The organism is Agrobacterium sp. ES01, from assembly GCF_050320885.1.
Lineage (GTDB): Bacteria > Pseudomonadota > Alphaproteobacteria > Rhizobiales > Rhizobiaceae > Allorhizobium.
On the sequence record NZ_JBNQTH010000009.1, the window covers coordinates 16758 to 38746 of the forward strand.

Annotated in this window: 21 protein-coding genes; 11 read left to right on the forward strand and 10 right to left on the reverse strand. The window is 57.5% G+C overall.

All coding sequences use genetic code 11. The annotated features are described in order from the left end of the window. Positions 1–695 precede the first annotated feature (695 nt). From ACQQ2Q_RS19820 to ACQQ2Q_RS19850, 7 genes are all read right to left on the reverse strand, one after another. On the reverse strand, positions 696–1250 hold the full coding sequence (locus ACQQ2Q_RS19820; protein WP_428188863.1) for an RNase H family protein: 555 nt from the start codon (positions 1248–1250) through the stop codon (positions 696–698). A gap of 179 nt (positions 1251–1429) precedes the next feature. Then, on the reverse strand, positions 1430–3070 hold the full coding sequence (locus ACQQ2Q_RS19825; protein ID WP_428188864.1) for a radical SAM protein: 1641 nt from the start codon (positions 3068–3070) through the stop codon (positions 1430–1432). Between the two features lie 179 nt (positions 3071–3249). Next, entirely contained in the window at positions 3250–4047 is a 798-nt protein-coding gene (locus ACQQ2Q_RS19830; protein ID WP_428188865.1) for an inositol monophosphatase family protein, read from the reverse strand. 270 nt (positions 4048–4317) lie between these two features. Next, positions 4318–5139 (reverse strand): FHA domain-containing protein, encoded by an 822-nt coding sequence (locus ACQQ2Q_RS19835; protein ID WP_428188866.1) that lies wholly within the window; start codon positions 5137–5139, stop codon positions 4318–4320. Further along, positions 5136–5822, reverse strand: coding sequence for a hypothetical protein (locus tag ACQQ2Q_RS19840; RefSeq protein ID WP_428188867.1), 687 nt, complete (start codon positions 5820–5822; stop codon positions 5136–5138). The genes ACQQ2Q_RS19835 and ACQQ2Q_RS19840 overlap by 4 nt, the downstream gene beginning before the upstream one ends. Positions 5823–5874: 52 nt before the next feature. Then, entirely contained in the window at positions 5875–7449 is a 1575-nt protein-coding gene (locus ACQQ2Q_RS19845) for a peptidoglycan-binding domain-containing protein (protein ID WP_428188868.1), read from the reverse strand. Between the two features lie 32 nt (positions 7450–7481). After that, positions 7482–9062, reverse strand: a complete 1581-nt coding sequence (locus ACQQ2Q_RS19850) for an FHA domain-containing protein (protein WP_428188869.1) — start codon at positions 9060–9062, stop codon at positions 7482–7484. A 290-nt stretch (positions 9063–9352) separates the two neighbouring features. On the opposite strand from ACQQ2Q_RS19850, the gene ACQQ2Q_RS19855 reads away from it, so the two are divergent. The 11 genes from ACQQ2Q_RS19855 to ACQQ2Q_RS19905 all read left to right on the forward strand — a co-directional run bounded on the left by ACQQ2Q_RS19855 (position 9353) and on the right by ACQQ2Q_RS19905 (position 20767). Beyond that, positions 9353–11659 (forward strand): serine/threonine protein kinase, encoded by a 2307-nt coding sequence (locus ACQQ2Q_RS19855; RefSeq protein ID WP_428188870.1) that lies wholly within the window; start codon positions 9353–9355, stop codon positions 11657–11659. Beyond that, complete coding sequence (locus ACQQ2Q_RS19860) at positions 11656–13236, forward strand: FHA domain-containing protein (RefSeq protein WP_428188871.1); 1581 nt, start codon at positions 11656–11658, stop codon at positions 13234–13236. Before ACQQ2Q_RS19855 ends, ACQQ2Q_RS19860 begins: the two co-directional genes overlap by 4 nt. A 45-nt stretch (positions 13237–13281) precedes the next feature. Further along, complete coding sequence (locus ACQQ2Q_RS19865) at positions 13282–13827, forward strand: FHA domain-containing protein (RefSeq protein WP_428188872.1); 546 nt, start codon at positions 13282–13284, stop codon at positions 13825–13827. Further along, entirely contained in the window at positions 13827–14630 is an 804-nt protein-coding gene (locus tag ACQQ2Q_RS19870; protein ID WP_428188873.1) for a PP2C family protein-serine/threonine phosphatase, read from the forward strand. The genes ACQQ2Q_RS19865 and ACQQ2Q_RS19870 overlap by 1 nt, the downstream gene beginning before the upstream one ends. Positions 14631–14812: 182 nt before the next feature. Further along, positions 14813–15799 (forward strand): thiosulfate ABC transporter substrate-binding protein CysP, encoded by a 987-nt coding sequence (cysP, locus tag ACQQ2Q_RS19875; RefSeq protein WP_428188874.1) that lies wholly within the window; start codon positions 14813–14815, stop codon positions 15797–15799. 95 nt (positions 15800–15894) lie between these two features. Then, positions 15895–16716: a sulfate ABC transporter permease subunit CysT gene (cysT, locus tag ACQQ2Q_RS19880; RefSeq protein WP_428188875.1), complete on the forward strand. Its 822-nt coding sequence runs from the start codon at positions 15895–15897 to the stop codon at positions 16714–16716. 4 nt (positions 16717–16720) lie between these two features. Beyond that, positions 16721–17611, forward strand: a complete 891-nt coding sequence (gene cysW, locus ACQQ2Q_RS19885) for a sulfate ABC transporter permease subunit CysW (protein WP_428188876.1) — start codon at positions 16721–16723, stop codon at positions 17609–17611. Next, entirely contained in the window at positions 17608–18627 is a 1020-nt protein-coding gene (locus ACQQ2Q_RS19890) for a sulfate/molybdate ABC transporter ATP-binding protein (RefSeq protein ID WP_428188877.1), read from the forward strand. The genes cysW and ACQQ2Q_RS19890 overlap by 4 nt, the downstream gene beginning before the upstream one ends. Positions 18628–18756: 129 nt before the next feature. Continuing rightward, positions 18757–19875, forward strand: a complete 1119-nt coding sequence (locus ACQQ2Q_RS19895; protein ID WP_428188878.1) for a P1 family peptidase — start codon at positions 18757–18759, stop codon at positions 19873–19875. Positions 19876–19991: 116 nt separating this feature from the next. Beyond that, positions 19992–20393, forward strand: a complete 402-nt coding sequence (locus ACQQ2Q_RS19900; RefSeq protein WP_428188879.1) for a group II truncated hemoglobin — start codon at positions 19992–19994, stop codon at positions 20391–20393. A gap of 5 nt (positions 20394–20398) precedes the next feature. Further along, entirely contained in the window at positions 20399–20767 is a 369-nt protein-coding gene (locus ACQQ2Q_RS19905) for a DUF423 domain-containing protein (RefSeq protein WP_428188880.1), read from the forward strand. Here ACQQ2Q_RS19905 and ACQQ2Q_RS19910 read toward each other — a convergent pair. The 3 genes from ACQQ2Q_RS19910 to ACQQ2Q_RS19920 are packed head-to-tail and all read right to left on the reverse strand — an operon-like array spanning position 20753 to position 21858. Further along, positions 20753–21154, reverse strand: a complete 402-nt coding sequence (locus ACQQ2Q_RS19910) for a glyoxalase (protein ID WP_428188881.1) — start codon at positions 21152–21154, stop codon at positions 20753–20755. The genes ACQQ2Q_RS19905 and ACQQ2Q_RS19910 overlap by 15 nt on opposite strands. 51 nt (positions 21155–21205) lie before the next feature. Further along, on the reverse strand, positions 21206–21463 hold the full coding sequence (locus tag ACQQ2Q_RS19915) for a hypothetical protein (protein ID WP_428188882.1): 258 nt from the start codon (positions 21461–21463) through the stop codon (positions 21206–21208). Continuing rightward, a complete protein-coding gene (locus ACQQ2Q_RS19920) occupies positions 21463–21858 on the reverse strand; it encodes a DUF2325 domain-containing protein (protein ID WP_428188883.1) in 396 nt (131 codons plus the stop codon). The genes ACQQ2Q_RS19915 and ACQQ2Q_RS19920 overlap by 1 nt, the downstream gene beginning before the upstream one ends. Positions 21859–21989 lie beyond the last annotated feature (131 nt).

The following is a 21989-nucleotide window of genomic DNA, read 5'->3' on the forward strand; positions in this document are numbered from 1 at the left end:
GCGGCGGCGTTGAAGGCTATTTTGGATAATCTGTGCAGCTCCGCTATTCTGCGGCTGGATGCTTCACGCCATCTGTTCAGGCTCAACGTCTTCTCCTCGGATCAGGGAAGACCAACCCTTGACGCCTTTCGGCCCCGCTCCAGATCCCACCATTGGGGTTTGGAAGGATGCGGATGGTCGGTCGGGCGCGTGCCTGCTCCAGGGAATAAGGGCGATGATGCGGCTTTCGTGTCGTGGCAGCGAGGTGGGGCGCGCCCGTTTGGTCTTGGCTGTGAGATCAACGTGATGGCGTCATCCGCTCGGGTTCTCGTGCACCGAGCCCGCCCCTATCGGTCATGGCCCGTTGGCGTCGATCCCTCATGCACAGACCAGGTCCGAGGTGTTTTGCCCCTGCGCCCTCAATATCGCGCGACCGGAGCGGACAGACTGCATGTCGTCCGCCGATCAGTGTGATCCAAGCGGCCCCGCACCCTGCCTGCCGCGCCCGCATATCGACCCCGCAAGCGCCGATAGCAAGGCTTGGACGACCAACCCATGTCTTATGTCAGGACAAGGAGAGCTATCAGCAAAAAACTGGGCACAGAATGACCAGGCCCGGACGTTCGAGGATTGTTGAACGCCTGTTCGTCGACGGCAAGCCAATGGGCTGCATTTTCGCCGATGCTGAGGGGGCGATAAGGCCGATGTCGTGAAGTTTATAAACGCCGTGGATGATCGTGACGAGGGCGAGAAGCGCCGTTGCATCCCAGACCTTGTGTCAGCGCCGCCCGCGCCGCTTCGTCAGCAAGGTCGTTGCCGACGATACCCGTATGCCCTTTGCATAGTCGAACTGTGATCTGCGGATTGCTGTCGAGTGCGCCATCGAGCTCTTGCCAGAGGGCAAGGTCTGGAATCGCACGGCGTCTCTCATGGGAATTCGCCCTCACCCGCTTCCAGCCATTGCGGCGCCATATGAACCTCCACCGGCTCGATCCTTCGACGACATGGGCCGAGTCTGTCCAGATGGTTGCGGGCGCCGATGGCGCTTCTGCCACGAGAAAGGAAAGGGCTTTCACCATGGACAAGACTTCAAACGTGTTGTTGGAGGGGCCGCTCGACGCACCTGCAGCCTTATGGACCTGACGGTCACCATCCATGACCACGAAGGCCCATCCTCCAGACAAGGAGGCGGCATCGAAGGATCCGTCGGCATAGACTTGCAAGGCTTCTATCATTGCAGACAGCATATCACCGACATGAACTGCCGCCATAAATATCGAAAATACAAGTGTGAGCTATTACCGGAAGCTTGGTCCTGGCGGCCACCACGGGCGCGCCAGCCACACGTCTCCAGCTTATCTTCGAAAAACGCAGACCACCCCGAAATTCGCCCCGGCCCGACGATTAAGCTAGATAGACTGCACTTCGCACATCGACATTATGCGAAAAACTAGGCGCTAACATGCGCGAAATTGTCAACCGGCAGGCATGCCCCAGGATGCTTGCCCAACACCGCCGACCGCATGAAGTCATCGAATGCGTCATCAAAGACTATGCCGAAGTGATCAAAATAGCCGGCCCATACAGGATCGCTGCTGCTGATGCGAGATGCTTCGGACCAATGAAATTCAGCCCCATCCCTCTGCCCAAGATTGGCCTTGGCGATCGCCAGGCAATAATGGCCGAAAGCATGATTCTGATAGGTCCGGGTGATGTACTGGAAATAGCTGTCGGCGGCGGCGTAATCGCCAGTCTGCAAACGGTATGCGTTGACGAAATTCACATCCAGATTCATCAGATAAGCGGCTTCCGATATATATTCGGCGGTGAATTCCTTCGTATTGATCACATTCTCGCCAAAGAGAAAGCCGGATACGAGGAATTCCGCATTGGGATCGATATAGCCCTCCGTGAGGCACTGCTCATAGAGCAGGGACCCTTTGATCGGGCTGGCAACGGAGATGCTGCACAAATCGATACCCCATTCGATGATCTTGTCGCGCGTCGTCTGGCGATGCACATCGGTCTCTCCCGGAAGCCCCACCACAATAAACGCGATAACCCAGATATTGTATTTGCGCAGCGCATCGATGACGGGCTGCACATGGGCAATTTTCATCGGCTTGTTGACGAGATTTCGAATGACCCATTCGTCGCCGGATTCCACCGCGATACGCACCGAGCGCACACCTGCCGCATACATCAGCGCCACCAGTTCCTCGTCCATATAGGTCGGAGAAAGGCCGTTCGGCAGTTCAATCCTCAGGTTGAAGGGCGCGAGGCGTCGGAAGATCTCCTTTGCCCGGTCTCTGGCGAGCAAAAGCATGTCATCATAAAAGATCAGGCAATTGGCACCATACAAGTCGACGATATTCGCCACATGCGCAATCAGTTCGTCCACACCCGCATAACGCATGGAGCGATCATTCTCGCCGGAATGCCAGCAGAATGAGCATTTGAATGGACAGCCCCGTGAGGTGACGATCGGAAAGGCACGCAAGTCATCCAGGTATCGGCTATCGAGCGGATTGAACGAGACCTTGCGATCATATTGAAAAACGTCGATCAGCGAATAGTCGATGTCGATGACATGATCGAGATTGTTCAGCAGTCTTTTCTGCGGTCCGGTCTTGCTGGAGATATCCTTGCGCGACACCCACGAAGGATGCTCCTCGACTGCGGTAAAGAGATCCTCGGACATCAACAGGTCGTGGAACGGTATCTCCCCTTCCGAGAAGCAGACGGCATCGAGCTCCGGCTGGTTCTGCAAGATTTTTTTGGCGATGGGAGAAACGGCTGGGCCTCCGCAAACAACCAGGGTTGATGGAGACACCCGTTTTGTCAGTTCTATGATGGGAGCAATAGAAAAATACGCGTTGTCGAACATGACCGATATGCCGAGTATATCAGGCCGAAATTCGTGCAGCTTTGCCGTCAAAATTCTCTCGACATCAGGGAGTTTGTCCTGGCTTACCGCCAGATCCAGAATATCGAAATCAGCCAGCCCGTCATTGTGCTTGATGATCGACAGGACACCGTAGGGGTAGTCCTGGATATTGCCGGCGTTGCCCTCTGATCGCAGATGGGTCACGACAACAAAAAGTACCTTTCGGCGAGGGAGCTCAGAAGCTCCGCTCAAAGCCCCATGGATGTCATGTTGAAAACTTGGTCCCGACAGCATGTTTGTCACAGCGCACCCACCACAAGAGAATCAGCGTTACCGCATATATAATGACCTCAGGTTGCAGCAAATGTCTGGTGCGAAACTGACTACACCGTCAAAGCCCTGAACTGAGCGGCCGCCTGCGGTGCGCAAGCGAATGCCGGGCCTCTGCTGGACAACCCGTTTGCAACCAGGAAATCATCGGCCACACCACCGGCCTCGGTCACCATCAACAGGCCCGCAAGGCAGTCCCAGGATGACAGCTGTGGTTCGTAAAAACCAAGATAGTGACCGGCCGCGACATGAGCGAGCGACAGGGCCGCAGACCCGTTGCGCATATGGATACCGCCGGCCGAAAGAAGGCCCTCGATCACCTGCCCCACATGGCGGCTCTGTTCCGGACGACTGGCCCCGACCACGAAAAAACCACCCGACAGCGGCGTTTCAAAATCGACCGAGATAGGGCGATCGTCGCGAAAGGCCCCTGCCCCTTCGGCGGCATGATAGAGCTGGCCCGTCATGGGGTCATAAATAATCCCGATCACCGGCCGCCCCTCCTTCAGCACCGCAATCACCACACACCATGACCGCAGACCATGCAGAAACGAGGACGTGCCGTCGATCGGATCGATCACCCAGGTATAGTCGCTCTCAGCCTCGCTCTGCCCATGCTCCTCGCCCACCAGTCCATCGAGCGGAAACGCATTGGCAATCTCGGCGCGAATCAAGCGCTCCACCTCACGATCAGCCTCGCTCACAAGATCCTGACGGCTGGTTTTGACCTCGACCTCAAGCGTTTCGTAATTCTCGAAATATTCTTTCGCCTTCTCGCCAGCCTGGCGTATGATGCGCTTTCCCGAATTGAGACGCGCAGCAATGCCACGTTCGAGATCCTGTTCCTGCATGAGGTTTTTGCTTTCTGGGGTGATTGTCTCCGATTGCGCGACGCCACCGGAAAATCAGGAAGTTTCCAATCGCAACTGGGTAGACCGGCTATGACGGCCTGTCGATCCAGACAAGGACATTTTCCGCTTTAAGCGAAGTGTAGGTGCTCGGCTGGAGCCGTCGTCTAGGCGCGTCTTGTGACAGGCATATGTCTCGCACATATATCTGCTCGATCGAAAGCAAGGCAGAAATACCAGTAGCGCTTGAACGTCAGAATCCGATACGGCGGATCAGGGCCCACTTACCTGAAACCGGCTATCGCCGAGACTGACCACGGCACCGGAAGGTAGCGGAACAAACGCTTTCGCGCCGATGGGACGACCGCTCAAACGCGTTCCGTTGCGCGATGGCCTGGTGGCGTCGGCGCCGTCGGCAATATAAAGCCGGCCATCTTTAACCAGAAGCCTGCAATGCATGGACGAAACCTTGCTGTCCTGGCTCAGCGTTAAATCAGACCAGCCCGCCGCACGCCCGATCGTGAATATGCCGTTCTGGCGAAATGTCTTGCCATCGCTCAGGCTCATCGTCACACCGGCATGCGGCCCCTCGGTTAACGCCAGCGTGAGACCCGCAGTCCTGGGCGTTGATGATCGGGCAACGCGCTTCGGATCGGAGGCTCCTGACATCGCCTTTTTGGGCTTCGATCGCGTCGGCGCCCGACCAGCCAGATCCGAGCGGAAAACCATTCCCTCGGCACAATTATGTGCCGGCAGGCGGTTCGCATTGAGGGATCGCAGACCGAACCCCGACAATATGGAGAGAAATCGGACGAAACGTCGGCCAAGCGGCAAAACTTCGGCCGTACCGTCAGTCCCAACGGAAATGCCAAGGCAGAGCCGCCCCATGGATCGGCCCGCAAACACCACTTCAACGATGAACACATAGGCCACCGCCACGGCAAAAAATAAGGCCGTGCCGGTCAGGAATGTATTGCCAAACACCTGAACCTTTATGCCGGAACGAATGAGCTGCCATAGAGAAACGCAGACCATCAGGTCGAGAAACAGCGCGGCGAGAGAGAGCTTGGCGAGTGCTTTTTCCTGAAGGTTCATCGACCGGCACCCCCGGGCGAACTTGCCAGAACGAACAAGGCGACAGCAACCGCCGCAAGCGAGAACACCATCAGCGTCATTGCCCGCTGCTCGATAAGCACAGGATCGCTTTCACGCGTCATCTTGAATTTTGTTTTGGCAACCGTGGTTGAGGCACAAATACAGGCGGTAACCAGCAGAAGGGCCATATTCATATTCACGCCAACGGCGTTGTTATTGTCCTTGATCAGGAAGCCTGCACTCCAGGAACTGACGAAGACGCCTGAAAACGTGGCGATCGCCAGAGACAACAGCCAAAATCCGTCCCTGCGTCGCGCCGTGAGCCAGGAAGCGACCACCGCCCATGTCCACCCGATCGAGCACGCAAACACCAAGGCCGTCAGAAGCTTCATCGGCACCGATGCCGTGAGCATTGATTGCACGCCCCCGGTAATTCCGGAACTACTGCCCGCGCTGCCATCGGAACCGCCAGTCAGAAACTTGACTGCAGGCACCACCGTTGCAGGAATGAAGGCCAGGAAGCCGAGCCCTGACTGAATCGGGGCCGCCGCAAACATCTTCCAGTAACGGGCCAGATCCGCCGCCAGATTTTCCGGCAGCGAGAGAACACTGGCCTCAAGCGTCTTGGACTTGTCGCGATTGTCATTCTTGGGCGTCTCTGCCCGCCGATTGCGTTGGGTCATCGTATCTGCCCAGGCTCCCGTGCTCGTTCGTATCTACGCGCATATCTTGGCATCAGTAGCACAGCAGCGTCGCCGATCCGTTTGGATCGTTCAGGTTGACTTCGCACTGGCCTGAGAGGCTCGCAAGCTCGAATGACCCTTGCCGCTCGAAGGAACCCCAGCTGTTCTTCGCCTTGTCGTGGGTCACCACGACATATTTGTAATCATATTTGCCTTGGACGCAGCTTCCCGTGAAATATGCCGTTTCATCGCCATTATCCATCATCAGTGTGCCTTCGGGCGGCGTGATGTTGTAGTGATTGATTGGTGCATCCGTTTCGGGGAAGTTGAAAGACACATAAACGTCTTTACCGCACTCCGCCTCACTGTAAGCTTTCGGCGTTCCACTGGCGACCTGTTGCGAGGCGTCGGCCGGGACGGACGTCGTTCCGGAAGAATCATCAGCCACCCTGGTGGCGACGACTTGTCCCTGAGGTGCGGCCTGCTCGCCCTGGTCTGCAATAATCACGGACGCGGCAGCAGGCTTTTCAACAACGGTCAGCTTCTTCAATAGGGCCATACGTTCGTGCGCATCCTCTTGCCACTTGGTTGCTTCCTCAGCCGAGTTGAAGACGTCCACCGTATTCAACAGCACCGCGTCGCCACCGGCCTCGTCGCGCATTGACACCTGGACCCAGCGATCGGAGAGTTCATGTGGTGAAATTTCGATCCCGTCGACCGTGTTGCGAAGGATTGGCCCGTTCTCGACCGCCACCTCTATTCGACCATCGCCAAGCAACCGGACATCCTTGACGGCACCCAACTCCCCTTTCTGCAAAAACTCGGTAGCGAACTGGCCGACCTGTGATTCTGCAAGCTTGTATTGCTTGATCCTTGGTTCGCTCGTGGCGCCGCTTCCATTCGCCGGACTTGCAACTGGCAAGCTGGCCATCACAGGCATCAGAGAGGCCTTGGCCACCTCCGACTTCGGCTCATAACCACTGACCCTGGCCTGTTTGAACAATTCGCTGCGCTGTTCAGCCGTCAGTTTGCCGGTTTCCTCATCCAAAAGGGACTTTTGAAACAACGCCGCTGCACGGCGACTGCCAGGGCCGTAATCGCCATCGATTTTCTTGTTATAATAGCCGAGCTGCGCCAATGCGCCCTGGATATCACGCACATCATCCTTGATCCTGGCTTCAATCTCGGCCTGCCGCGCACTGGTCACGGTAGAACCGGGACGCACCAGAAGCCGCTTCTGGTTACAGCTCACACACCCGGCCCAGCTTTGATCCCGCCCATATTTGCGCTCCATGTCCTGCTTGATCAAAGCAGGCGCCGCAACGAGAATGGACCCTAGAACCAGCGGGCCTGCATTGCCCTTGATAATGCCACCAGCGACCAGCCCCAGACCAACGCCCTGCATGATCGTCAGCCCCAGATCGGAATTGGAGCCTTTGCGCTTCTTGCCTTTCTTCTTGTTGAGCCCGAGATCTTTCTGGACCTTCTTGAAGAAACCGTCGAGCCCTTGGGCCTGAGCGACACCAGACGCATGGAACGGGATCGAATGGGAAGACAACACAGGCGAGACCATGAATATGCCGGCAGATATGATCATCATTGCCGTGCTGGTTTTATGTTTTTTCATCGCCTTGCCCCCAAGTCGCTGTGGATTGAATGTTAGGATGTTCTGGATAAGGATGCAGATATCCCGCCAAATTGCAATTTTTGACCCGACACAACTGGAAATGGTTTTGTGCCAACGGCGTTTCCATCCACCTGTGTTCCGTTCGAGGAGTTGAGATCCTCAATGCACAGGGTACCGCTGGCGGAAAGCACAAAGCGAGCATGGTGTCGCGACACCGACGCATCGTCGAGCACCAGGTCGTTGTCATCGGCTCGTCCCGCGCGCATCAAGACCTGCCGACCGCTTGAATGCGCTGAACCCGCATCATACGAAAACTCGTTCTGAAAAACGTGTCCCCGCGCGTCGAAACCCGAGATGAGCCAGCCGACACGTCCGGCACCCGCTGGCCGACGGCTGATACGAACGGTGAAGGGACTATCTCCAAAAAGGATCTCGGTCCCATCCTGCAAGAGGCAGGATTGATCGGACGTTGCAGCAACGCCATTCACAGTCGTGCCATTTGTCGAACCCAGATCGCTGATCACCAGATTGCCATCGGGATGTCGCCGCACCAGCGCATGCCGCCGCGAGACCGCTGTATCGTTGATCCCGATATCGGCGCCTGCGCCCGCGCGCCCGATGGTCAAACCATGCGCTTCGAAACTCGGTCCGACAGCGGAAAAGGAATAAACCGCCCCACCGCGTGCTGGAATAAGCTCGACAAAATCGACAGGTTCTCCCTCTGCCACCATCGTCTCGGACGGATCGTCCTCAAACGCGTCGTCGTTTTCCGGGGCGATGGCGGCAGTTCCGCGTCGAAAAGCCCCAGATGCCCCTGCAACGACCGACATCCCCGTCATGGCGAAGCCTGCAAAGGACACTGCCGATGCAATGCCAATCGCCCACATTTCACCCGGTGAAATTCCGGATCGGCAGCGCCCGGATGAAATCGAGGGCGCAATGTGCAGATCCTTGAGGGCATTGACGACTTCGCGAATATGGACGGCACTTTCCAGCGATCCGGGTGTCTGGAAGTTGACGACGCCTCGCTTGCTGAAAGCGTCCACCATATCGCCCACTTTGATTTCAGCAGACTTGCTAAGCGTGTTCACACCCACCACGCGCTGGCAGCTATCCAGTAATGGCCCACCGCTATTGCCAGAGTTGACATTGGCGCTGTGCTGGATTGTCAGCCGCACCATGCTTGGCACCTGTCTCTGCACAGTGCCGGTCGAGACGGTCGCATCGATGAAGCTTGCATCATTGACCTGATTGACGGTCGAATAGACGGCTAGGTCGTCGGCTGCCCCCGGAAAGCCGATCGCCTCCACACTATCCTTTTTGTGCAGTTCGTCTTCACCGATGTCGGCGAGCGTCAGCACTGCCCCAAGAAGGGGATTACGGGCCTTGAGAATGGCAATATCCTGCTGACGGCTATGCCAGAGAATATCCATCGGGACATAGCTCAAACCACCCCCGACACCAAGGACGACCGACAGCCGGCGAGCACCTTGAATGACATGATAGTTGGTGATGACGACCCCCGGCTCGGCAACTTTGAAGCCGGTCCCCGAGGCTTCCAGTTGGCCGTTGACGCCGCCATAGTTCAAAACCCTGTAAACACCGCTTTCCACGTCTTGCTCAGAATAGGCGCTCAACCACAGCCCAAATGTAATCGCCAGGCACATGAGAGAGCCAAGCAAAAGATAAGCAGGCCTAGCAAATATAGCATTGCGCCATCCGTACCCTGTCAAAATATCCCCCTGATATTGACGTCACGGTCAATGAACCTCTGCGCCCCCGCGCAAGTGAACAAGTATCCGCAAAAGATTTGCAGGACTCAACAGACATTTTCAATTTGCCTTGATTTTTTAAACGTCGAAATTCTATCATTGACCTTAGGGGTGTGACGAGTTGGGGTCTGATGGAATTCAAAAATACGTTGTCAGCGACAACAATGCTGCGGCAATACAGAATCGACAAGGTCATCGGCCAGGGCGGCTTTGGCATCACATATCTGGCCTTTGATACCGAGCTGCAACGCGAAGTCGCGATCAAGGAATGCTATCCGCGCGATTTCGTAGTTCGCGATGGAACGACTGTCGTTTCGTCCTCGCCCAACAGTGTTGCCGATTACAATTGGGCACTTGGCAAGTTCATGGACGAGGCAACCACGCTTGCCAAATTTCGCCATCCCGGCATCGTGCAGGTCCTGCAAATTCTCAAGGAAGAGAATAATACCGCCTATATGGTGCTGGAATTCGTCAGAGGTCAGTCGCTGGACCAGTGGCTGAAGGCGCTGCCGGGGCGCCCCAGCCAGGCACAACTGACCGCTCTCCTCACCCCAATCCTCGATGCGCTTGAAGCGGTACACCGGGAAAACATCGCTCATCGCGACATTGCACCCGACAACATCTTCATCAGACCGAATGGCGACGCCGTGCTGCTGGATTTCGGCGCCGCGAGAATGACCGTGGGTCAACATAGCAAGACACTCAATCTCGTGGTCAAGGATGGATACTCGGCGCCAGAGCAGTACTATGCAGAGGGTCGGCAAGGTCCGTGGACAGATATCTATGCGCTGGCTGCCACCCTCTATCGCTGTATCGCCGGAAAGCGCCCGGTCGATGCAATGGCACGTCTCGACGCCATCAACAATGGCGAGCCAGATCCGTTGACGCCGCTGGCTGATACACATTCCGATGACTATTCGCCTGAATTTCTGAATGCAATCGCCAAGGGCCTGTCTCCCCAGACCAAGATGCGACCGCAAAATATCGGCGAATGGCGCGAGGGGCTGCTGGGCGATGTCAGCGCAAACCGGATCGACACACCGCATCAGATCCCACGTTCTAAACCGGTTACGTCGGCGTCCAGGCGCAAACAGCCAGTTGGAGCAAAACCACGCGGTATCCCGACCTCTGTTCTGGCGCTTGCGGCTGCAGCAGTCCTTTTCGTCGCGGCCGGCGGCTACTGGTTTTATGATCGACAGTTGGTAGCCGCTGAGAATGAAGCCTGGACAAGCGCGTCTGCAAAGGACGACGAAACCGCGTACCATAATTTCATCTCGGCCTATCCAAACAGCGTCCACGCGGGCGACGCGAAAGCCGCAATGTCGGCGCTTCATGCGGAGTGGGTGCGCACATTGGGCAATGGTCGTGCCGGAGAAGCCTTTGCATCGGCAGTCCAGAACAGCACGATACTGGTGGCAGGCTACGAGGACTTTGGCGGTGAACTGCACCGGCAGGCAGTCTTGTATCGTCTGTCACAAGGCGGACGAACACTCAACGAAACCTCTTTTGGCGACGGCGGCAACGAGACAATCAGAGCCCTTCTCCCGCTGGACGATGGCAGCGTTGTCGCGGTTGGCGACAGCACCGCTGAAGGCGCCGATAGGCCGGATGCCATTGTAATCCGTTTTTCAACTGACGGCGACGTGCTGTGGTCGCGTCGTTTTGGAGGCCCCGGCAACGACCAACTGTTTTCACTCATCCAACTGGAAGACGGAAGCCTGATTGCCGCTGGCACGACAACGAAGAACGTCAACAGCGATCCCCAGGGATGGTTACTCCGACTGTCGCCGCAAGGGGAGCTGATTGAAGATCGAAGCTTTGACGGCAACGGCGGCGGCGTTTTCAATGCAGTAATCGAGACCACGGCGGGCGGTATGGTTCTGGCTGGCAATACAGGAAGCGCCCAGAACGCCAATCCCAATTTCTGGATTGTCCGCCTGTCTTCCGATGGCAGTACCTTGCTTGACCGCGCCCCTGGTGGCGCAGGGTTTGATCGGATCAATGGCCTCGCGAATGGCGCAAATGGCGAGGTTATTCTCGCCGGCGAAACCACAAGCTTTGGCACGCGAACATCAGACGGTGTCATCCTGCGTCTGACAGCCAACAACAAGACGCCTCCAAAGATATTCGCCAAGGAAAAGCACGACATCTTCACCAGCGTCGCAACAGACCAGAACGGTTTCATCTACGCTGCCGGTGCCAGCGATTCAGCGAGCGACGCAAGAAATGCTGGCTGGCTGCTGAAATTGTCACCTGACCTGCAGTCCACCATCTGGGAGCGCAGCCTGATCGCCGATGGCTCCAACACTATTCGCTCGGTCGCCGTTTTAGCGGACGGCTCAGTGATCGCTGCAGGCTCAGTAACGCAAGCCAGCGCGCCACTGCAGACCTTTCACATTCAGCGCGTGATGCCTGAAGAATCCTCATCCGGAAGTTGATTCACGTAAGGGAGTTTCGCTTTACACCACCAATCGCTGTCTCTAGAGTTTTTTCTGGGGAACAAGATCAAGCAATCTGGGCACGGGGGCGCCTAATGCGTTTTACTATTTCTATAATTGCAGCAATACTTGCCTGGCCGGGAGGAAGTCTCGCCGCCGATCAGAGCGTTGTTTCAAAATGCAGCGTCGTACAAAAGAATGATGATCCGAGCGCCGTCTGTGATGTGCGACTGAAATTGCCGGGTCAGGTGAAACGTGCAGCCATTCTTGCCAACGGCGAGGAGTTGAAAGACCCTTCATTCCGGTCCTTTGAGGATGGAGATGACAAGGCTGCCTGGTTCTTCCTGATCGACCGCTCCAATCCAAAAAGGGCGGCAACGGTCAAACGCAGCGCAGAGCTGGTAAATGAACTATACGCCCAGGCGAACACCAGAAACATTATGGCTGTTGGTACATTTGCCGACGATCTGCGCGTTATCATCTCGCCGGGCGATCCCTATGCTGATGTGAAAAGCAGGCTGGCGGACATCAAGGCTGACGGTGCGGCAACCGCCTTTTTCTTCACCGGCATCAAGGCCATCGACATCCTCAAAAAGGTGCCGGCCGAGCGCAAGGCCCTGGTTATAATCTCCGACGGCAAGGCGGAAGATACCGCCTATAGCCGGGACGATGTTGTCAAACATGCAAAGGAAGCGGGTGTTGTCATTTACGGCGTAGGCTTTGCCGAGAAGCCGTCTGAAACAGTTGACCTGCAAGAGGTGGAGCGTCTTGCCTCGGAAACCGGCGGACCGTTCTTCTCCGCAGTCGGCAACGCCCCCCTGCCGGAGCAGTTTGTCCGTGACTTCAGGAAATATCTGACCAGCGGCGGCCAGGTTGAAGCATCCCTGGGCGACTTGAATGGCGAACTCAAGCTTGTGCCCAAAGTCACTCTTGTCGATGGCGCCACCCTCAACGGCGGTGTCTCTGCCGCCTATATTGCGCCGCCGCCCGCCCCGGAACCGGCTCCATCTCCCCCCGTGGAGCAGCCTTTGCCTCTCATTGCAAAGATCTATGCGGTTTTCGAACCGGCCATAGCGGGATCGACCGACTGGGCCGCCGAAAACAAGGCCATTGCCTGGATATTGCTTCTGTTCATTCCACTCATCCTGATCGCCAGCATCGCCTATTTCGTGGTGCGGAATTTGCAGCAAGCCGCAGCGGAAAAATACGAGGACGGTGGGATTGAGGAACCGCAAACACAGGCGTTCGCGATCGACGAGCCGTCCACCCACGTGCTTCACCCGGATACGCTATTCGGATATTTCGAGCTTCTCGACAGCGACTCTCCCCGCTTTGAAATACGAGAGCGGAACGTCACGATCGGGCGTCACTCCGAAAATGACTTCCAGATCGACGACGACAGCGTGCACCGCCATCACGCGGTCTTCCACATGCTGCCGGGCCAAAGCCCTGTCATCACAGATCTGGATACTGTCAATGGCGTCATCGTCAACGGCAACAAGGTCGATAAAGCGGAGCTTGTGTCCGGGGATGTAATTGAGCTTGGCGAAACACGGTTTCGTTTCCTTGCCGCATGAATTCAATAACGTGCACGCAAAACTTGACATGAAAGGCAAGTATCCATGAGCGATGAAGAACGTACACGCCTGCTCAAGCCTGCATCGCGCCCGCAGACCACAGACGAGGCGACAAAGGTTATCGGCGGCACAACAGCAACAACTGCGACGTCTCCAGCAATGCCCGATGACGAGCCGGTCACGCGACTGGCCTCTTCGTCGCCCCGCGAACCGGCGCCTGTCGAGAGCCAACAGCAGCACGAACTCGTAGCCGGATGGCTGGTTATCGTGACTGGACCAGGCCGCGGTCATTCACTGGAAATCTATTTCGGAATGAACAGTCTCGGCCGTGGCCGCAATCAACGCATTCCTCTCGATTTCGGTGATGAGAGTATCTCCCGCGAAGGTCATGCATTCGTGGTATTCGACGATATGCAGCAGGATTTCTACATTCAGCATGGCGGCAAATCCAACCTTATTCGCCTGAATGGAAAACCGGTGCTTTCGCCCATGCAACTGTCCCATGGCGACATGATCGATATCGGCGCAACACGCCTGATGTTTGTGCCGCTCTGCTCAGACACATTCAGCTGGTCGAGCTCGAACGATTGATGGCAGTCACTTGGGATTATGCCTCAGGCCAGAGCCTTGGCGGCCGGCAGGAGCAGGAAGACTATTGCGATGTTCAGAAAAACGACGGGGCCGTCGTCTGCGTTTTGGCAGACGGAATGGGCGGACATGCAGCCGGTGCCATGGCGGCACAGCTCGCAGTGTCGCATTTCCTGAAATCCACAGCAGAAGCACGCACACCCCGATCAGACAATTTCCTGCCAGCATTATACGCGTCCAATGACGCCATCGCTGACTATGTCAGCAATCACCCCGACTGCGAGGGCATGGGCTGCACCCTGATTGGTGTGGAACTCGATCCCAACGGGCTGCGCTGGATCAGCGTTGGCGATTCCAAGATCTTTTGGAAGACAGGCAATGGCATCGCCCAGATCAACGCCGATCATTCCATGGCCGGTCGGCTCGCCATTGCCGTCAAGAATGGAGAAATGACCGAGCAAGAGGCCCGAGACAGCCCGTCACGCCATCTTCTTCTGTCAGCCGTCACCGGCGATCACATCAGCAAGCTGGACTATAACGCCCAGGGATTGAGTGCTGCGCCGGGCGACGTTCTGCTCATCGCAACGGACGGGATCGACACCCTGACACTATCCGAGATCGACGCATTGCTCGACCGCCACAAGAAAGACAATGTGGCCACAATCAGCCAGGCGCTGATTGGTGCAGTGGCAGATCGCGCGCTCCCCAGGCAGGATAACACTACGCTCATCGTTGCACGTGCCGGGCACGGGAATACCTTTGCCGGTGACAGCATAGCAACGCGACCATTGCGGCAGGCGAGATAAATACGGCCCTGACCGGACCGTTCAACACGAGCGTCCCGCCTCCCGTTGGAATGGCTATCGCCCTTCGGGGCCAGATTGAGAGCAAATTTCTCCAATCTCCGGCAATCGCAGGTCAGCGCTTTCTCGTCGCTGAGCTGCCGAAGCTGTAGTTTCCGCTCCACGACATTCGTCTGGAGATTTTCATGAAACGCATTCTCATCATCGGTTCGGCCATTGCCGCCCTTCTCGCCGGCCAGGCATCCGCCGAAGAACCGAAGACCCTTCTCAACGCCTCTTACGACATCGCCCGCGAAATATTCGCCGCCGAAAACGAGGCTTTCGTCAAGGAACATCCCGGCATCACCATCGACCAGTCGCACGCCGGCACCTCGAAACAGGCCCGTGCCATCGTCGAAGGACTGGAAGCCGACGTTGTCACCTTCAACCAGGTCACCGACATCGATTTCCTCGTCAAGCAAGGCTTTGTCTCGGACGACTGGCAGAAAGACTTCCCCAACAACGCATCGCCCTTCTACTCCTTCCCGTCCTTCCTGGTGCGCGCAGGAAACCCGAAGAACATCCGGGATTGGGACGACCTCGCCCGTGACGATGTCCAGGTGATCTTCCCCAACCCGAAGACCTCGGGCAATGCCCGCTACACCTATCTGGCTGCCACCGCCTACGCCAAACAGGCCTTTGGCGGCGACGAAGCCAAGGTTGAGGAATTCGTCAAGAAGATCTTCGACAACGTTCCGGTCTTCGACACGGGAGGCCGCGCAGCGACCACCACATTCGTCGAGCGCGAAACCGGTGACGTGCTGATCACGTTCGAAGCTGAAACGCGCGGCATTGCCAAGCAATACGGCACCGACAAGGTCGAGCCGGTGATCCCGTCGATGAGCCTGCTGGCTGAATTCCCGGTGGCCATCGTCGACAAGGTGGTCGACAAGCGTGGCAGCCGTGATCTTGCCAAGACCTATCTCGACTTCCTCTACACCGAGGAAGGCCAGCGCATCGCCGCCCAATTCGGTCATCGCGTGCAAAACGAGACGGTTGCAGCTGAATTCAAGGATGAATTCCCGGCAATCAAGCTCGTCAATGTGGACGACGAGTTCGGCGGCTGGGACAAGATCCAGAAGGAGCATTTCGGCTCCGGCGGCATCCTTGACGGCATTTACGGCAGCCGTTGATCGGTCTGAAATCGAACCAAGTTCAAACCCGGCGGTTCTCTGCCGGGTTTTCCCCATGAAGAAGAACAAGCGCCCGTGACAACAGGAAGCACATTGTGAGACGCAACGTCCTGCCCGGATTGCACCTATCGCTCGGGATCACCCTTTTCTATGTCGGTCTGATCGTCGTGCTGCCGCTGGCAGCCCTGATCTACAAGGCCGGCAGCCTGGGTCCCGCTGACTATTGGGCGATCATTTCATCGCCGCGTTCGCTTGCAAGCTATCGCGTAACCGCCCTGTCGGCCTTGGCCGCCACCGCTTTCAATCTCGTCTTTGGCCTGGCGCTCGCCTGGGTGCTCACACGTTACCGGTTCCCCGGTCGCCGCATGATCGATGCCATGATCGACCTGCCCTTTGCCCTGCCGACAGCGGTCGCCGGCATCGCACTGACGGCGCTGTTTTCCACCAATGGCTGGTTCGGTTCGATTCTGTCGGATGTCGGCATCAAGGTTGCCTATACGCCGATCGGCATCATGATCGCCATGTGCTTCACCAGCCTCCCCTTTATCGTGCGGACCGTGCAGCCGGTGCTGGAAGATCTCGATCCGGCACTGGAAGAGGCGGCCCAATCGCTCGGCGGCTCCGACTGGACGATCTTTCGGAAAGTCATCCTGCCGCTTCTGATGCCAGCACTTCTGGCCGGCACATCGCTGTCCTTCGCCCGCTCGCTCGGCGAATTCGGCGCCATCATCTTCATCGCCGGAAACCAGCCCATGTCGACAGAGATCACCGCCCTGCTCATCTATATCCGCTTGGAAGAATATGATTATCAGGCGGCCGCCGCGATCGCCTCGGTGCTGCTCCTGACGGCCTTCGTCATGCTGGCCGTTACCAACTGGCTGCAGTCGCGCGCCCTGCGCTACACGGTGAGAGGATGACCCGATGAGCTCCGCCTCTTCCCGCAAAACGCCGCCGCGTGTTGGCGATGGTCCTGTCTTCCGCCGGGTGCTGATCGGTATCGTGCTGATCCTCGGCGCGCTGTTGATCCTTGCTCCATTGATCGTCATCGGTGTCGAAGCCTTCCGCGAAGGCGTCGGCGTCTATCTGGCCACCTTGAAGGACCCGGACACCCGCCACGCCATCATGCTGACAGTGATTACCGCGCTGATTGCCGTGCCGCTCAACACGGCATTCGGTGTCGCAGCAGCCTGGGCGATCACAAAATTCGACTTCTGGGGCAAGCGCCTTCTGCTGGTCATCACCGAGATCCCCTTCTCCGTCTCGCCCATCGTCGCCGGTGTGTCCTATCTCTTCGTCTATGGCCTGCAAGGCATCTTCGGTCCGCTGCTCGACGCCTATGATGTGAAGATCCTCTTTGCCCTGCCCGGCATCGTGCTTGCCTCGATGTTCGTGACAGCCCCCTTCGTCGCCCGCGAACTGATCCCCCTGATGCAGGCGCAGGGTCGCGATCTCGAAGAGGCTGCCACCTCGCTCGGCGCGTCTGGCTGGCGCACCTTCTTTTCGGTGACGCTGCCCAACGTCAAATGGGCGCTGCTCTATGGCGTAGTCCTGTGCAATGCCCGCGTCATGGGTGAATTCGGCGCTGTTTCCATCGTATCGGGCAATATCCGCGGGCAGACCAACACGCTGCCGCTCCATATCGAGCTTCTCTATCACGACTATCAGGCGGCCGGCGCCTTCGCCTCTGCCTCCGTACTTGCCGTGATCGCCGTCTTCACCATCATCGCCAAGGTTGCGCTGGAGCGTCAGGGCGCAGGCCGCCGCTCCAAGCTCGCCAACCCGTCCAACGCTGCCAATGGGGCAACACCATGAAAATCCGCCTGGAAAATGTCGTCAAGACCTTCGAAACCTTCCGCGCCGTGCGCGATGTCTCGCTTGAAATCGAAAGCGGCGAGCTGGTCGCTCTGCTCGGCCCCTCGGGCTCGGGCAAGACCACCATTCTGCGCATGGTTGCAGGGCTTGAATATTCCGACAGCGGCCACATCCATTTCGGCGATCAGGATGCCACCGACATTCCGGTCCGTGATCGCGGCGTCGGCTTCGTCTTCCAGCATTATGCGCTCTTCCCGCACATGACAGTGGCCGAAAACATCGGCTTCGGCATGGCCGTGTCGAAGGTGAAGCGCTCCAAGGCGGAGATCGCCAGCCGCGTCACAGACCTGTTGCGCCTCGTGCGCCTCGAAGGTCTGGGGGACCGTTTCCCGGCACAGATTTCCGGCGGTCAGCGCCAGCGTGTGGCGCTTGCCCGCGCGCTGTCGGTCGATCCAAAGGTCCTGCTGCTGGATGAGCCATTCGGCGCACTCGATGCCAATGTCCGCCACGATCTGCGCCGCTGGCTGCGCGAGATCCACCGCGAGCTGGGCATCACCACCATCTTCGTCACCCATGACCAGGAAGAGGCGCTGGATCTCGCCGACCGCGTGATCATCCTGAAAGACGGCAAGATCGTGCAGGAGGGGACGCCGCGCGAGGTCTGCCGCGATCCACGCGATGCCTTCGTCCTGAACTTCCTCGGCGATTCAAACCGGATCAGTGCCACCGTCACGAAGGGTCGCGCCATCGCCGGAGATACGGATGTCGCCGCGCCCGGCATTCCGGACGGCCCCGCCAATATTTTCGCCCGTCCACGCGATCTTGACTGGTCGCCAACAGGTCCCGGCATCAGGGCCACAGTGACCCGCGTCCTTGACCGGGCCGGAGAACGCCGCGTGATTGCCGAAACGGAGAACGGCGAAGCCCTGGAATTCGACCTCGATCCCGAACGCGAGGTCAACGCCGGTGACATCGGCTACGCCACACTGCACCGCGCCAAGGTATTTGCCGCCTGAAGGTTGCCCGGTCAAAGCCGGCACCATCTCAGCCGAGAGCCGCGCGATGGCCTGTCTCACTGGAGACTCCACTGGCGAATATTGGATCGATCCTGCTAGACATGACATCGGTTTGAGCAGGAGACACCGATGACGATTTCAGCGCCCCATCTTTTGACGCCATCGGGCAAACCGCGCGCGCGTCGTTTTGCCATTCCCTTCGATGGCGAAGCCGGACCGCACAATGCCATTACCGATGTCCCTGGCGTTGCTGTCGGTTACAAGACGCTGATCAGCGGCGATGGCGAATTGAACGTCGGACAAGGGCCGGTGCGAACCGGCGTGACGGCCATCATCCCCCGTCCCGTCGACAAGCTCGACATTCCACTCTTTGCCGGCATGTTTTCGCAAAACGGCAATGGCGAGCTGACGGGGTCTCATATCATCGAAGAGATCGGTGCCTTCAATTTTCCAATCACGATCACCAACACCCATTCCTGCGGCGTGACGCGTGACGCGACGCTGCGGTGGATTCACAATGTGCGGCCGGACGTGATCGACACCGCCTGGGGCTTGCCGGTCGCCGGTGAGACCTATGACGGTTTCCTCAACGATATCAACGGACACCATGTAACGGCTGAACACGTGTTTGAGGCACTTGAGAACGCGGTGGAAGGGCCGATCGAGGAAGGCAGTGTCGGTGGCGGTACCGGCATGATCACCTGTAATTTCAAGGCTGGTTCGGGCACGTCCTCGCGCATCGTGCGGTGGCAGGATCAGAGCTTCACGCTCGGCGCATTCGTTCAGTCGAATTTCGGCCAGCGTCGCAATTTGACGATTCGTGGCAACCGCGTGGGTCCCGATCTTGTGGAGCCAAAGCTGATCGAGCAGTCTACCCGCGCCGAAAAGGGCTCGATCATCGCAATCATCGCCACCGACGCGCCGTTTTTGCCGCATCAGTTGAAACGTCTGGCACGCCGCATTCCGCTCGGTATCGCCATGACCGGTGGCTATGGCTATCATTCCTCCGGCGATATCTTTCTGGCCTTTTCAACGGCCAATGCTATCGGTGCCACCGCTGAAAGCGGTCGCTTGGCAACGGCTGATTTCATTCCGGACGTCGATATCGACCCCTTCTTCGATGCCATCGTCCAGACGGTCGAGGAAGCGATCCTCAACAGCCTTGTCGCCAATGAGGACATGACCGGTCGCGATGGAAACTTTGTACCGGCCTTGCCGAAATCCTGGCTGGAAGAGCATTACGGTTAGGCAGCCAGCCGTCCGGTCTCGGACGGCGCCAAACATATTGCCGCACCGCCAAGGTCATCATTGCCGATGTACCGTCGAAGCGGATACAAACAGGCAAACATCGGCAGGACGGACCCTTGAGCGAAGACGACGGCAAGACAATCACCCTTTATGAAGCGATTGGCGGAGACGATACCGTCAGGAAGCTCACCCACCGTTTCTATGAGCTTATGGATACGCTTCCGGAAGCCGCGCGCTGCCGTGCCATCCACCCGAAAGATCTCTCCGGCAGCGAGAACAAGCTCTACGAATATCTGTCCGGATATCTGGGCGGTCCCCAGCTCTACATTGAAAAATATGGCCACCCGATGCTGCGACGTCGCCACTTTGGTGCCGCGATCGGTACCGCTGAACGGGACGAATGGCTCTTGTGTTTTCAGCGCGCCATGGACGAAACCGTAGACCATCCGAAACTGCGCGAAATCATCTGGGCGCCGGTGGAGAGACTGGCGCACCACATGCAAAACAAGGACGAGTGACGAAAATGGGTTTTTTGGAACGCAATCAACCGTTCATCGTGCTGCTGGCCGGCCTGATCGGGGCCTGTGGCGTGGCACTGGCGGCATTGGCAACCCATACGGGCGCGAGCCTTCTCGGCCCGGCCTCCACCATGTGCCTGGTTCACGCACCCGCCATATTTGCCCTTCTGGCGTCTGCCGAGAAACTGGGGACTGCGCGTCTATCGGCCATTGTGCTGGCCATTGGCACAGTGGTTTTCGCAGGCGATCTGAGCTTGAAACAGTTTTATGGAGTCAGCCTTTTCCCCATGGCAGCACCGTTGGGCGGGCTGACAATGATTGGCGGCTGGCTGATTGCTGCCGCCGGCGGCCTGTTCAGATCAGGCCGCTCGTAAGACCGCGGAGGTCACCGGGCTTCGAAACAACAATAGATTTCCATGCGGGTCACGCACATGGAAGCTTGTCACGCCGCTCTCTTCGCAGACATCGCGCATCGAGCTGGCAACACCGCGCTGTGTATATTCGTCAAAAAGTTCGACCGCATTGCTGGCGCGGATCATCACAGAACTGTTGGCTGCAATCTCGTGATTTTGGCAAAGCCAGAACCACAATTCCATACGGCCACGGCGGAAGACGCAATAATCTTCGCAATGCGCCTGAACTTCTTCGAAACCCATATGGTTCACGTAGAAGTCTTTGGTTTGATCGAAATTCATCGAGGGAAGAATTGGCAGGACGTCGACAGAGTCGAGATCCATATTGACCGGAGGTTTCGCACCCATGCGATTGGGTCCTTGAGAACGGGCCGAGACCGGAATGGCCAAATCGAACGATCACCCGCTTCTGCGGCTTGCGTTCCTTTGCCATTGCGGCACTGGGAAGTTGATAATCGTCGCAGACATGTCAAACGACATGCGTAACATGGTACTGCCGGCCCTCTCGTGCAAGGCCGGTATCTTCACGATTTCGGCAACCAGGGCCGAACTGGTTAATGTATCGTTTTGCACGTCATTATACGCACCCCGCCCGTCTCCACAATCATTGCCGGTGCGTTTGCGCAAATCTCCCTGCACAAATTCGTCATTGTCCATCAATTTTGACCCTTGTCATTCAATGTCTGCAGCGCGCGCTCGAGGCTGGATTTCGAACCATTGCGCAATGGAATGAATGTCTTCCCGAACTTCTTGCAACCCGTTTTGACCCTGAGACACGCATCGTGGCTGATACAGTCGATGGGGCAGAACACACAGTCGACGGATGGCAATACGGTATCGATCCGGGAAACCGCCTCGCGCAATCCGCCATCGTGATGGATGAGTTCAGCGCCAAAATTGCTGGCGATGCGCCTTAGATGCGCAACCTGGCAATCACGTCCGCCGACATAGAGGAAGCTGCGAATATCCAGCGTCCTGCTATCCTCGCGCGCCGCCGGCTGAACGGTCTCAGTACTCTTGCTCGCCTTCGGCTTTCGTCCTTTTTTCGCCATTGGATGGCCTCCCTCTTCTGCTCTGATCCATCAAGGATTCGGTGAAGTCGAGGCAGACACTACAAAACTTGAATTTTTGAGTAAAGATTAAACTTGATAATTTTCATCACCTTTATTGGGGTGATGCATTT

Bases quoted from the DNA above. Each gene is read 5' to 3' on its own strand.
- ACQQ2Q_RS19890 (WP_428188877.1), top strand. From the start codon at position 17,608: ATGAAAATCCGCCTGGAAAATGTCGTCAAGACCTTCGAAACCTTCCGC.
- ACQQ2Q_RS19845 (WP_428188868.1), bottom strand. From the start codon at position 7,449: ATGAAAAAACATAAAACCAGCACGGCAATGATGATCATATCTGCCGGC.
- ACQQ2Q_RS19820 (WP_428188863.1), bottom strand. From the start codon at position 1,250: ATGGCGGCAGTTCATGTCGGTGATATGCTGTCTGCAATGATAGAAGCC.
- ACQQ2Q_RS19855 (WP_428188870.1), top strand. From the start codon at position 9,353: ATGGAATTCAAAAATACGTTGTCAGCGACAACAATGCTGCGGCAATAC.
- ACQQ2Q_RS19920 (WP_428188883.1), bottom strand. From the start codon at position 21,858: ATGGCGAAAAAAGGACGAAAGCCGAAGGCGAGCAAGAGTACTGAGACC.
- ACQQ2Q_RS19905 (WP_428188880.1), top strand. From the start codon at position 20,399: ATGGGTTTTTTGGAACGCAATCAACCGTTCATCGTGCTGCTGGCCGGC.
- ACQQ2Q_RS19840 (WP_428188867.1), bottom strand. From the start codon at position 5,822: ATGACCCAACGCAATCGGCGGGCAGAGACGCCCAAGAATGACAATCGC.
- ACQQ2Q_RS19830 (WP_428188865.1), bottom strand. From the start codon at position 4,047: ATGCAGGAACAGGATCTCGAACGTGGCATTGCTGCGCGTCTCAATTCG.
- ACQQ2Q_RS19910 (WP_428188881.1), bottom strand. From the start codon at position 21,154: ATGGGTGCGAAACCTCCGGTCAATATGGATCTCGACTCTGTCGACGTC.
- ACQQ2Q_RS19870 (WP_428188873.1), top strand. From the start codon at position 13,827: ATGGCAGTCACTTGGGATTATGCCTCAGGCCAGAGCCTTGGCGGCCGG.
- ACQQ2Q_RS19835 (WP_428188866.1), bottom strand. From the start codon at position 5,139: ATGAACCTTCAGGAAAAAGCACTCGCCAAGCTCTCTCTCGCCGCGCTG.
- ACQQ2Q_RS19865 (WP_428188872.1), top strand. From the start codon at position 13,282: ATGAGCGATGAAGAACGTACACGCCTGCTCAAGCCTGCATCGCGCCCG.
- cysP (WP_428188874.1), top strand. From the start codon at position 14,813: ATGAAACGCATTCTCATCATCGGTTCGGCCATTGCCGCCCTTCTCGCC.
- ACQQ2Q_RS19915 (WP_428188882.1), bottom strand. From the start codon at position 21,463: ATGGACAATGACGAATTTGTGCAGGGAGATTTGCGCAAACGCACCGGC.
- ACQQ2Q_RS19895 (WP_428188878.1), top strand. From the start codon at position 18,757: ATGACGATTTCAGCGCCCCATCTTTTGACGCCATCGGGCAAACCGCGC.
- cysW (WP_428188876.1), top strand. From the start codon at position 16,721: ATGAGCTCCGCCTCTTCCCGCAAAACGCCGCCGCGTGTTGGCGATGGT.